Origin of the sequence: Mycobacterium sp. Aquia_213, assembly GCF_026625985.1 — a bacterium.
In the GTDB taxonomy this organism is placed as follows: domain Bacteria; phylum Actinomycetota; class Actinomycetes; order Mycobacteriales; family Mycobacteriaceae; genus Mycobacterium.
On record NZ_CP113116.1, the window covers coordinates 171,041 to 183,175 of the forward strand.

Annotated in this window: 10 protein-coding genes and 1 tRNA gene; 3 read left to right on the plus strand and 8 right to left on the minus strand. The window is 66.4% G+C overall.

Translation table 11 applies throughout. From position 1 onward, the window contains the following. Positions 1 to 2,110: 2,110 nt before the first annotated feature. Complete coding sequence (locus LMQ14_RS00720; protein ID WP_267732975.1) at positions 2,111 to 3,211, minus strand: SPFH domain-containing protein; 1,101 nt, start codon at positions 3,209 to 3,211, stop codon at positions 2,111 to 2,113. Positions 3,212 to 3,253: 42 nt separating this feature from the next. Beyond that, a complete protein-coding gene (locus LMQ14_RS00725) occupies positions 3,254 to 3,463 on the minus strand; it encodes a hypothetical protein (RefSeq protein ID WP_267732976.1) in 210 nt (69 codons plus the stop codon). 297 nt (positions 3,464 to 3,760) lie between these two features. On the opposite strand from LMQ14_RS00725, the gene LMQ14_RS00730 reads away from it, so the two are divergent. Continuing rightward, positions 3,761 to 4,492: a C39 family peptidase gene (locus tag LMQ14_RS00730; protein ID WP_267732977.1), complete on the plus strand. Its 732-nt coding sequence runs from the start codon at positions 3,761 to 3,763 to the stop codon at positions 4,490 to 4,492. On the opposite strand, the gene LMQ14_RS00735 is transcribed toward LMQ14_RS00730, so the two are convergent. The 5 genes from LMQ14_RS00735 to LMQ14_RS00755 are packed head-to-tail and all read right to left on the minus strand — an operon-like array spanning position 4,489 to position 9,609. After that, positions 4,489 to 5,319, minus strand: a complete 831-nt coding sequence (locus tag LMQ14_RS00735) for an ABC transporter permease (protein WP_267732978.1) — start codon at positions 5,317 to 5,319, stop codon at positions 4,489 to 4,491. The two genes, LMQ14_RS00730 and LMQ14_RS00735, sit on opposite strands and share 4 nt — an antisense overlap. Continuing rightward, complete coding sequence (locus tag LMQ14_RS00740; RefSeq protein ID WP_267732979.1) at positions 5,316 to 6,230, minus strand: glycosyltransferase; 915 nt, start codon at positions 6,228 to 6,230, stop codon at positions 5,316 to 5,318. The genes LMQ14_RS00735 and LMQ14_RS00740 overlap by 4 nt, the downstream gene beginning before the upstream one ends. After that, positions 6,223 to 7,071 (minus strand): ABC transporter ATP-binding protein, encoded by an 849-nt coding sequence (locus LMQ14_RS00745; protein WP_085222028.1) that lies wholly within the window; start codon positions 7,069 to 7,071, stop codon positions 6,223 to 6,225. Before LMQ14_RS00745 ends, LMQ14_RS00740 begins: the two co-directional genes overlap by 8 nt. Before the next feature lie 12 nt (positions 7,072 to 7,083). Then, positions 7,084 to 7,623, minus strand: coding sequence for a bacterial proteasome activator family protein (locus tag LMQ14_RS00750; RefSeq protein WP_267732980.1), 540 nt, complete (start codon positions 7,621 to 7,623; stop codon positions 7,084 to 7,086). 12 nt (positions 7,624 to 7,635) lie between these two features. After that, entirely contained in the window at positions 7,636 to 9,609 is a 1,974-nt protein-coding gene (locus LMQ14_RS00755) for a DUF6541 family protein (protein ID WP_267732981.1), read from the minus strand. A 118-nt stretch (positions 9,610 to 9,727) separates the two neighbouring features. Here LMQ14_RS00755 and LMQ14_RS00760 point away from each other — a divergent pair, with 118 nt between their 5' ends. Next, positions 9,728 to 10,924, plus strand: coding sequence for a cysteine desulfurase-like protein (locus LMQ14_RS00760; protein WP_267732982.1), 1,197 nt, complete (start codon positions 9,728 to 9,730; stop codon positions 10,922 to 10,924). Between the two features lie 113 nt (positions 10,925 to 11,037). Here LMQ14_RS00760 and LMQ14_RS00765 read toward each other — a convergent pair whose 3' ends face one another. Then, the gene (locus LMQ14_RS00765; RefSeq protein ID WP_267732983.1) at positions 11,038 to 12,006 is read right to left on the minus strand and encodes an NAD(P)H-quinone oxidoreductase; all 969 of its coding nucleotides are present in this window, start codon (positions 12,004 to 12,006) and stop codon (positions 11,038 to 11,040) included. A 36-nt stretch (positions 12,007 to 12,042) separates the two neighbouring features. Here LMQ14_RS00765 and LMQ14_RS00770 point away from each other — a divergent pair. Then, a tRNA-Ser gene (locus LMQ14_RS00770) sits at positions 12,043 to 12,129 on the plus strand. Positions 12,130 to 12,135: the final 6 nt, after the last annotated feature.

The following is a 12,135-nucleotide window of genomic DNA, read 5'->3' on the forward strand; positions in this document are numbered from 1 at the left end:
CGGGACGGTGACCGTCAACAGCGGTGGCACCCTCACCGTCAGCCAGGGTGGCACCGACACGGGCAGCCTGACCGTGACCGGCGGTGGTGCTTTGTCCGATGCCGGCCACTTGACTGTCAACACTGGCGGCTTGCTGACTGTGAGCCAGGGTGGCACCGACACGGGCAGCCTCACCGTGAGCAACATTCTGAACGACGTGGGCACGATCACCGTCAACGCCGGCGGCACCCTCACCGATAACGGCAGCTTTTTCGTCAACGCCGGCGGCACCCTCAACGTCGGCGGCACCCTCACCGACCCCGGCACCCTCAACATCAACCATGTCCTGTCGACCTTCGGCGCGGTGAACGTGGACAGCGGCGGGGTTGTCAACGACGCCAACACAGTCTCGGTCGGTCTCAATGGCACCCTGACTGTCGACCCTGGCGGCATTTTCACGGTCGACAACAACGGCTTCCTGCTCAGCAGCCAGGGCACGATCACCGACTCCGGCACGCTGGTTGTCGACAATGGCGGCACCGTGGTCTTTAACGGCAGCTTTAACGTCACCGATGGCGGCGCGCTGACCATTGAGTCCGGCGGCGTGTTCAGCGACAACGGCACCATGCTGGTGAGTTCCGGCGGTACCGTGACCGACTCCGGCTCGTTCACGGTCTTGCAGAACGCCACGCTGACCGTGAGCCAGGGCGGCACCGATACCGGTGGTTTGACGGTGACCGGTGGCGGCACCTTGTCCGATGGCGGGACGGTCACGGTCAACAGCGGCGGGACGCTCGCGGTGAGTACGGGTGGCACCGATACGGGCGGTTTGACGGTGACCGGTGCTGGCACTTTGTCCGACGGCGGGACGCTGACGGTCGGCCACGGTGGAACGCTCACAGTCGGGACGGGTGGCACGAACACTGGCAGCCTGACGGTGACTGGTGGCGGCACTTTGTCGGATGGCGGGACGGTGACTGTCGGCCATGGCGGCACCCTCACCGTCAGCAACGCCAGCATCACTGGTGACACGGGCAGCCTGACCGTGACCGGTGGCGGCTCCCTGTCCGACGCCGGCCACTTAACCGTCAACACCGGCGGCACGCTCACCGTCAGCACGGGTGGCACCGACACGGGCAGCCTGACCGTGAGCAACGGCATCCTGACAGACGTGGGCACGGTCAATGTCAACGTCGGTGGCACCTTCACCGATGACGCCGGCGGCAGCGTTTTCGTCAACGCCGGCGGCACCCTCACCGACTCCGGCACCCTCAACGTGAATGGTGGCCTCCAGGTCTTTGGCGCCCTGGACGTGGACAGCGGCGGGGTTGTCAACGATGCCGGCTCATTCTCGGTGGGTCTCAACGGCAGCCTGACCGTCGAGAATGGCGGCATTTTCACGGTCGACAACAACGGCTTCCTGCTCAGCAACTCGGGCACCATCACCGATTCCGGCGCGATGTTTGTCGACAATGGCGGCAACGTGGGCTTTGCCAATACCGGCTTTAACGTTACCGATGGCGGCGCGCTAACCATTCAGTCCGGCGGCGCGTTCAGCGACAACGGCACCATGACAGTGAGCTCTGGCGGCACGGTGACGAACTCCGGCGCATTGACAGTCCAGCAGGGCGCCACGCTGACCGACGCCGGCAACCTGACCATCGCCGGCAGCGGCACTCTCACGGACGGGGGCACCGTCACCGTCGACTCCGCCGGCACCGTCACCCTCAACGGCACCAGCACTTTGACCGTCGGCAACGCCGGCACCCTGATGGTCAACGACGGTGCGCACGTGACCGTCAATATCGGCGCCACCCTGCCCATCCAGCAAGGGGGCATTTTGACCATCGGCCCCAACGAGGCCATCACCCTCGGCCCGGGTGGCTCGGCCGGGCCTCAGGGGCTTGTCGGCACTGCCTATATCGCACCGGCGGTACCGACGCCCCCCACGGATCCGGCCCTCAGCGCGCTGGCGTCACCGGGTCTGGCGGGAACCTCGGGAACCTCGGGACTCTCAGGAATCCATGTCGATACGGACGCGCTACGGAACCCAATCTGGGATGCCCTTTTGGACGACCTGTTATTTGCCGCTGACTAGCGTTGCGGCACAAGTTGATTCGACAAGGCTGCCTTACTGTGGCGTCGCGTTGTCGTCATACTCGACGATCTCGCCGCGCAGCGCGTCGAAGATCGCCTTGCCCTGCGACACGAGCCCACTGGCCACCTGGCTAAGGCCGTCAGCCCCGTTGAGCACGGTGAGGTTCGCACCGGCGAGCCCGGCCGCGGCCCGCTCCACGATGTCGGGCAGCTGGTCGATCAGTGCCTTGTCCAAGGCCACCCGGTTGTGCGACGCCGCCGCCTCGGCCAGGATCTTCATCCTCTCGGCGTCGGCGACGGCCAGGATCCGGACCCGCTCGGCCTCGGCCTCCGCGGGCTTGACCACCTCGGCGACCAGTTCTTGCTGGCGCAGTTCGGCGGCGCGTTGGGCCAGTTCGGTGCGCATCGCCAGCACCTCGCGCTGGGCCTCCGCCTCGGCCAGCGGGCCCGACTGGGCGGCCTCCGCCTGGGCCTTGTCGACCTCGGCCTTGTATTGCGCCTTGACAACCGCGGTCTGACGGGCGAATTCGGCCTGCTGGCGCTGGGACTCCTGCTCGGCTTCCGCGGCTTTCTGGTTCGCCTGGGCCTGCGCGATCTGCGCCATCTGCTGGATGGCCGCGTTGTGCGGCGCCGACATCGCGTTGATGTAGCCCAGGCCGTCGTCGTCGATGGACTGGATCTGCAGCGCGTCGACGGCCAGCCCGATCCGGGCCATCTCCTCCTTGGAGCCGTCGAGGACCTCGGTGGCCAGCTTCTGGCGTTCCCGGATGATCTGCTCGACGGTCATCGACCCGATGATCGACCGGAGGTGACCGGCGAAGATCCGGCCGGTCAGTACCGACATCTGATCCTGCTCGGACAAAAATCGCTGGGCGGCGCTGATGATGCTCTCGGTGTCGTTGCCGACCTTGAAGGCGATCACCGCCCGGACGTTGAGGGTGATTCCTTGTTGCGTGACGCACTTTTCGGCGACCTCGGACTCGCACATGGCCAGGGTCAAAAAGCGCGCCTTGCGGAAGAACGGGAGGACGAAGGCGCCGTGGCCGGTCACCACCCGGAACGGGGCGTCGCCCTTGGCTTTGGCACCGGAGATCAGCATCGCCTCGTCCGGCGCGGGCACCCTATAACCGAGCATTTCTTGGACTCCTTAGGTTTTGGTGTTGTGTAACAGGGGATTTCACTCGTTCCAAGGCTCGACCACCACCGTCCGCCCGCCCCGGGTCTCGACCACCAGGACCTTGCTGCCCTTCGGTAGTGGGTCGTCGGACCAGGCCAGGAAGGTCTCCTTGGACCCCCGCACGGTCACCAACACCTCGCCGGCGCCACGGTCGCCGCGGGTCGCCACGACCAGCTTCCCCACACAACCGATTGCCAAGGCGTCGCTCACGATCGCATATTCCTCCATCGACGGGTTCCAGCGTCGAGTTTCGGCACGTTTGCCGCAAGGATAGACGCCGGCGTCACACTGCCGGACAAGATGCATATGAAACCTTTCGCTGGGTGCCGACGCCTTGCCAAATCCCCTGTTATCCAGGCTTTTTCCGGCCAGCCCAGCCTCTGACCGCGGTCTTGGCGGATTCTCAAAGAATCCTTGGTGCCGCTTCCAAGGATTCTTAGAGGGCCATGGTCGAGCCTTTCCTCATGCACCTGAATCGCTAGGCGCAGATGAGCAAAGGAGCCCATCATGATCACGACCAAGCTTGGCGTCGTGGCCGGAAAGGCCGCCCGGACTATCGGTCTCGCAGTCTTCGCTGTCGGTCTCACACTCGGTTTCGCGACGGGGTTGGCGCACGCCGACGACACCACCACCGGTGGGATGTACGGCGACCCGACCGCGGCCGCCGCGTTCTGGCGGCCCCAGACCTATGACGACTGCGCGCTGATGGCTGCTGCCGACGTGATCGGCGAGGCCACCGGCCACCAGGTCTCGGAGCAGGAGATCATCGCGCTGGCCCAGAAGCTGCCGAGCCAGACCCACCCCGGGTCGATCTACACCGTGCCCAAGGACACCAACGACCCGAACAGCGGCCAAGGCACCAGCCCCAACGACCTTCCGCTGCTGCTGGCGCACTACGGCGTCGCCGCCACGTTGACCAACACGAGCGATGCGCCGACGACCGGTGTCGCAACCGGCATGGCCGCACTCAAGCGGTATCTGGCCGGCGGCCGGAAGGTGATCGTCGAGGTGAACGGGGAACTGATCTGGGGTCAGCCGGTGGACGCCAAGGACCGCAACGGCGAGCCGACCTCCGACCACGCGGTCGTCGTCACCGGCGTCGACGTGGTCAACGGCAAGGTGCACATGAACGACAGCGGCGCCTCCGACGGCGCGGACGAGACGGTTTCCCTCGAGGTCTTCGCCAAGGCCTGGGCCACCAGCGACGACGAGATGATCGTCACCGACGCAACCCGCTAGACCCAGTAGGGAACCCGGGCGCGGTACTGGCGCATCGCGAACGCCGCCAGGATCCAGCCGACGACGGTCAGCACCAGCACCACCGTCCAGTGCCGCATCTCCTGGTGGGCGCCCAGCAGCGGCGCCCGCACGATGTCGAGATAGTGCAGCAGCGGGTTGAGTTCCACGATGCTCGACCAGCGTCCGGCGCCCTGCTGCCGCAACGTGTCGTCGTTCCAGATGATCGGCGTCATGAAGAACAGCAGCTGCACGATCGAAAACAGCAGGGGACCGATGTCGCGGTAGCGCGTCGCCAGGATGCCGAAGCACAGCGACACCCAGATGCAATTGAGCACGATCAACGCCAGCGCCGGAATCACCGACAGATCGGCCCATGACCACGGTTTGGGATAGATGATCGCGACGACGAGATAGATGACGATGTTGTGGGCGAACAGGATGAATTGCCGCCACACCAGCCGGTAGACGTGCACGCTCAACGGCGTCGGCAATTGTTTGATCAGGCCCTCGTTGGCGACGAACACGTCGGCACCTTCCAGGATGGCCGCGTTGATCAGGTTCCAGATGATCAGGCCGAGCGTGACATACGGCAGATGCACCGACAGGTCGAGGTGAAACAGCTTCGAATACAGCCCGCCCATCGCGACGGCCGTGGTCCCGGTCGCGATGGTGATCCAGAACGGGCCCAGCACCGAGCGGCGGTACCGCTGCTTGATGTCCTGCCAGCCCAGGTGCAGCCACAGCTCCCGGCGGCGAAATCCGTCGACCAGGTCGCCGCGGGCCCGGGTGAAGGTCCGCGACTGTGCGGCGGCATCGATGAAAGTCATCCAGATCCTCCAGGCTTGCCGAACTGCTCACGACGTCCCAAGCGGCGCAACCGAATCCACTCCAGCAGGCCTCGGGGGTCGCGCTGGGATATCAAGAAGAACCAACCGAACCGAACCCACTCCTGGACCAGCAGCTTGCGCAGACCCGGCTGGGACAACAGATAGCCGCGGTTGCGGTAGGTGTAGAACCGCTTCGTCGGGCTGTCGGGATACTGCGTGTGCATCCGGCCGCCCAGGATCGGCTTGAACTCGTCGGATCCGCAGGGATGCAGGTAGATCGTGTCCAGGCAGGTCCCGAACGGCAGCCCGGAGCGCACCAGCCGGCGGTGCAATTCGACCTCGTCGCCGCGGATGAACAGCCGCATGTCCGGGACGCCGACCGCGTCCAGGGTGGACGCCCGGAACAACGCGCCGTTGAACAGCGACGCGATCCCGGGCAGCAGATCCTGCCCCGGTTCGGTGCGCAATTCGCTTGCGCGCCTACGCCATACCAGGCCACGCCGCAGCGGGAAGGCCAGCCGCTCCGGGTCGTCCAGGTCACATACCATCGGCGACACCTCGGCCAGGCCGTGCTTCTCGGCGCAGCCCAACAGCGTGGCCAGCACCCGCGAGTCCTGCGGGCGACCGTCGTCGTCGGCCAGCCACACCCAGTCGGCGCCGCCGGCCAGCGCGTGCAGCATGCCCAACGCGAAACCGCCTGCGCCGCCCAGGTTTCGGCTCGACGCCAGGTAGGTGGTCGAGATCGGCTGCGCGGCAACCAGGTCGCGGATCCGGCCATCCGCGCCGCCGTCGTTGTCGACGACGATCAGGTGATCGGGCAGTCGGGTCTGTGCGCTCAGCATGTCCAGCGACTTGGCGAGTTCGTCGGGTCGCCGGTGGGTGACCACGACGGCGAAGATGGACTCACTCATCCCCGGAAGCGCTTTGCGCCAGCGGTTTATCGGCCTGAATCTGCAGCCGGGTTTCTTCCAGCACCTCGCGGACATGACGCGCGGCGTCTTCGCCCTCGTACGCGCGCACCACGTCTTCGATGCCGCCGGTCTGGCGGATGACGCCGTGGTCGATCCACATCGCGGTCTTGCACAGCCGGGCCAGGAATTCGTTGGAATGGCTGGCGAACACCAGGATTCCGGACCGTTCCACCAGGCCCTGCAATCGCGACTGGGCCTTCTTCAGGAAGTCGGCGTCCACGGCGCCGATGCCCTCGTCGAGCAGCAGGATCTCGGGGTCGATGCTGGTGACCACGCCCATCGCCAGCCGCACCCGCATCCCGGTGGAATACGTCCGCAGCGGCATCGACAGGTAGTCCCCGAGCTCGGTGAACTCGGCGATCTCGTCGACCTTGGCCAGCATCTGCTTTCGGGTCTGACCGAGAAACAGGCCGCGGATGATGATGTTTTCGTAGCCGGAGATCTCGGGGTCCATCCCGACGCCGAGGTCGAACACCGGCGCGACCCGGCCGGTGACCTTCGCCCAGCCCCGGGTGGGTTCGTAGATGCCCGAAAGTAGGCGCAGCAGAGTCGATTTCCCGGCCCCGTTGTGGCCGACCAGGCCGACGCGGTCGCCCAACTCGAGTGACATCGTGATGTCCCGCAACGCCTCGACGACGACGACGTTGGAGTTGTTGCGGCCGATCGTGCCGCCCGCCTTGCCGAGGAAGGCCTTCTTCAACGATCGCGACTTGGCGTCGAAGATGGGAAATTCCACCCAAGCGTTGCTGGTCTCGATATGAGGACCGCGAGGACCGGACACTGACGCCTTCGCCTACAGGTATTGCCCGGTGCCCGAGCCCGGTCCGTGGCCCGGTCGTACGGTTCCGGGGGGCAGGGCTCCTTGGCGCATCTGTTCGAGCTGCGCGCGGGCGGCCATCTGCTGGGCGAACAGTGCGGTCTGGATGCCATGGAACAGCCCCTCGAGCCAGCCGACCAGCTGGGCCTGGGCGATACGCAACTCGGCGTCTGACGGCTCGGCGTCCTCGTTGAACGGCAGGGTGAGGCGGTCGAGCTCCTCGCGAAGTTCCGGCGCGAGACCCTCTTCCAGCTCGCGGATGCTTTTGGCGTGGATGTCGCGCAGCCGCTTGCGGCTGGCATCGTCGAGCGGTGCCGCACGCACCTCTTCGAGCAGTTGCTTGATCATGGTGCCGATGCGCATCACCTTGGCGGGCTGCTCGATGAGATCGGTCACGGAGCGCTCGTCGGAATCGTCGTCGTCGGCTGCCTCGCGAATGGCCATGATCCGCGGGTCGACACCGCCGATGATCTCGACGCCGTCGTCGTCGTTGCCGTTAGTCAATCCGGTCACCATCCTCTTGTACGTCTATGGGCGGGGCGGGGTGGCATTTCCGCGCCATTCGTAAATTCTGGCCCCGCCGTTGTCGTAGATCAGCGCCCACGACTTCGACTTTTCCAGCGACACTAGTCCGTCGGGCACGGCGAACCCGCGAACCGTGGGCGAGCTGGTGTAGATGTACCGGATATTGAGCGCCTTGATCGCCTCGACCACCCTCGGGTCGGAATCGCCGCGGCGAGCGAAGGCCCAGATGATGTAGCGCTCGGGTCCCGGCCCGGTCTGCTGCGGATAGTCGTAGTGGGTCCACAGCGGATGCAGGTCGGCCACCGCGTACATCCAGGCCGTGCCGTCGGTATTGGCATTGCCGATCAGGGTGTCGTGTGCGCCCGGCAGTTTCGCCAGATACGCCATGGCCATCAGATCGCGCTGGTCGATCATCACCGAGTCGTATTTATCGCCGAACAGCACGATGTGGCGATACAGATAGTGCCGGCCGATGAACACCGTCGAGAACACCAGCAGCACCGCGGTGGCCGACGCCCAGATCGGCGTGGGCAACCGTTTGAACCGGCCGGTGATTCGTTTGGCGATCGCTACCAACAGCACGACCGCGCCGAACAGCGCGATGGCCGCCATCGGCGTCACCAGCATCGTCACCACAGAGGTGAGCCGGCGCGGATCGTTGTAGAAGAACGTGCTCAGCCCTTCGATGGCGGCGCCGAGCGGGTTGTGAAACGGTGCGCCCGAATAGATGGTCGCCACGGTCAGCACCAGCCAGACCGCCACGGGCCACCAGATGCGCTTGTACAGCAGATACGCCATGCCGAGGTAGACCAGCGCGACCAGGCCGTATTGGGTCGGGAAATCGTTGAGGTGGCGGGTGTGCAGCAGCAACGCATCGATGACGCCCTGCTTGACGCTCTTGAAGCTGGGGAAGGCGTGCCCGGCGATGATGTCGGCCTGTCTGAGCACCCCGATGAATTGCGGCGCCAGGATCAGCGCCGTCGGCGCCGCGACGGCAGCCAGGATCCCGACATCGGGCAGCCGGCCCCGCACCGGATGCCACAACGCATCCAGCAGCCACCAGCCCAGCAGGAACAAGATGACGATGAAGCCGCCGGTCAGGTGCACCGACAACACGCCGACGAGCGCCAACGCGGCTAGCGGGATGCGGTCGCGGTGCCGCAACGTCGAGACAATCAGCAGAAACGTCGGGATCGCGACGCCGTAGGCCGCCAGGTTGGGCATCGCGGCCACCCCGAACTCCACGTAGGGCACCGAGGTGAACGACGCGGACAGCGCGGCCGCGGTACCCGCGATCGCGGCCGCGCGGCCCGGCGTCAGCACCGGGCGCAGCAGATGCCAGGTCAGCATCGCCGCGCTGGTCGGGAACAGCCAGATCGAGGCCGCCACCGAACTCAGGGTGTAGCCGGTGGTCGGCGCCGCACCCGTGAGCTGGCAGAACACCGCGGTCAGGGCGTGGAACACCGACGGGTAGTACAGCGCCTGGTGGGTCTCGACGTTGCGCAGCTCACCCATATGGGTGGAGGACGCCTGCCCGGTGTCGAGCATGAAGCGCACCTCGTTGGCGTGCCACACCGCATCCCAGGTGCTGGGGACGGTCTGCCAGTGGGCCGCCAGCCCGCGATAGGCCGCCCACATGATCAGCAGCGTGCCGAGCAGCACTCCGGCGGTGACCGCGAGCGCCGGCCAGCCCGCGATCCCACGCGCCTCGGCGTCGGTGTCGCGGTAGCGGGCGAGTAGTAGCTGCAAACCCGTCGCCACCACACACACGACGGCGAGCGCCGCCAGCGCAGTCCAACCGTTCCAAGGGATTCCGAGCGCACCGTAGGGAATGATCGCCAGCGCGACGACACCGTAGGTCAGTGCCGGGCCGACTGCGACCGCGATTGGCCACGTCAGCTGGGCGATACGCGCAACGATTGTCCCCGGGGCGATCAGTAAAAACAGTGCGATCAGCGTTCCGATCCAGAGCCCCACTCGACTAGTATGGCTGGCCGGGTGACCTGGCTCGGGAAGCCACCGGCTGGCTCTAGCGTCTGTGGCACCCGTTACCGTCACAATTTCGCTCTAGTGCGGAAGCTCTAAGGTGGCTGGCATGGCTTATGACGTCGCCCGGGTGCGCGGACTGCATCCGTCACTGGGTGACGGATGGGTGCACTTCGACGCGCCGTCCGGGATGTTGATTCCCGATTCCGTTGCGACGACGGTCTCGACGGCGTTCCGCCGCTCCAGCGCCACCACCGTGGGTGCGCACCCGTCGGCGCAGCGCAGTGCCGCCGTCCTCGACGCGGCGCGCTCGGCCGTGGCCGATCTGTTCAACGCCGACCCGGCCGGCATCGTGCTGGGCGCCGACCGCGCGATCCTGCTGTCCTCGCTCGCCGAGGCGTCGTCCTCGCGGGCCGGCCTGGGCTACGAGGTGGTCGTCAGCCGCCTGGACGACGAGGCAAACATCGCCCCGTGGCTACGGGCGGCGCACCGCTACGGCGCCAAGGTGAAGTGGGCCGAGGTCGACATCGAAAACGGTGAGCTGCCGACGTGGCAGTGGGAGAGCTTGATTGGGAAATCGACGCGACTGGTCGCGGTCACCTCGGCGTCGGGGACGCTGGGCACAGTCACCGATCTGCGGGCGATGACCAAGCTGGTCCACGACGTCGGCGGGCTGGTGATCGTCGATCATTCCGCGGCCGCGCCCTACCGACTGCTCGACATCAAGGAAACAGAGGTCGACGTGGTCGCGGTGAACGCGCTCGCCTGGGGCGGCCCGCCGATCGGGGCGATCGTGTTTCGCGATCCGGCTCTGATCAACTCGTTCAGCTCGGTCTCCACCGATCCCAACGCCACCGGCCCGGCACGCCTTGAGGTGGGCGCGCATCAGTTCGGGCTGCTGGCCGGCGTCGTTGCCAGCATCGAATACCTTGCGGCATTGGATGAATCGGCCCGCGGCAGCCGGCGTGAGCGACTCTCGGTCTCGATGCAATCGGCCGCCTCGTATCTCAACCGGATCTTCGACTACCTGATGGTCTCGTTGCGATCTCTGCCGTTGATGATGCTGATCGGTCGCCCGGAGGTGCGGATACCTCTCGTCAGCTTCGCGTTGCAGGGCGTGCCCGCCGAGCGGGTCGTGCAGCGCTTGGCGGACAACGGAATTCTGGCCGTCTCGAACGAGAGTTCACGCGTGCTGGATGCCTTGGGCGCCAATGATGTTGGCGGCGCGGTGACGGTCGGGCTGGCGCACTACTCGACGATGGCCGAGGTCGATCAGCTGGTGCGCGCGCTGGCGTCGTTGGGTTGACCCGCCCTCGCGTTACGCCGCCCGCCCTCGCGCCGCCCGCCCTCGGGCCGAGTGTGCATTCAGGTCGTCCTAGTTGCACACTGGCAGCCCTGACTGCACACTCAACGGCCCAGCTAGACGGTCAGCACGATCTTTCCGTGCACGTCGCCCGACACCAGCCGCTGATGCGCTTCGCCGGCTTGCTGAATCGGTATGCGCGCGCCGATGAACGGACGGACCCGGCCGTCGGCGATCATCGGCCACACCGACGCCGTCACCGCGGCCACGATCTCGCCCTTACTGTTCGGGCCGCTCACCGGTCGGCCACGCAGCGTGGTGCCGATCACGTGTAAACGCTTGGGCAGCAGCTTGCCGATGTTGAGCTCGGCCTTGAGCCCGCCCTGCATGCCGATGATCACCAACTGTCCGTCGGTGGCCAGGGCGTCGAGATTGCGATCCAGATAGGAGGCACCCATGATGTCGAAGATCACGTCGGCGCCGCCGGCCTCCTGCAGCCGCGCGACGAAGTCCTCGTCGCGGTAGTTGACGGTGATCTCGGCACCCAGGTCGCGGCAGGTCTGCAGCTTCTCCTCGGAACCAGCGGTGACCGCCACCCGGGCGCCCAAGGCGCGCGCGACCTGAATCGCGTGGGTTCCGATGCCGCTGGCCCCGCCGTGCATCAATAGCAGCTGGCCCTCGCTCAGGTGCGCGGTGAGCACCAGATTCGACCACACCGTGCAGGCCACCTCGGGTAGGCCCGCGGCGTCCTCCAGCGTGACGCCGTCCGGAATCGGCAGCACCTGAGGCGCCGGAACCGCGACGTATTCGGCGTAGCCGCCACCGGCCAGCAACGCGCAAACTTCTTGTCCGACAGACCATTCCGCGACACCGGAGCCCACTGAGGCGATGACGCCGGATACCTCCATGCCGATGATGTCGCTGGCTCCCGGCGGGGGCGGATACTTGCCGGCGGCCTGCAGCACGTCGGCACGGTTGACGCCGGCCGCGGTGACCTTGATCAGCACCTCGTCGGCCCCGGCGGAGACATCGGGGACCTCTTGCCAGACGAGTCGGTCGGCGGATTCGGCGACGATGGCGCGCATGCGGGCCACGGTACTAGCCCCGTTACCCTTGTCAGCGGTGGCGTGGCAGAGCGGCCTAATGCACTCGCCTTGAAAGCGAGAGACGGCTAAAACCGTCCGGGGGTTCAAATCCCTCCGCCACCGCGGTGT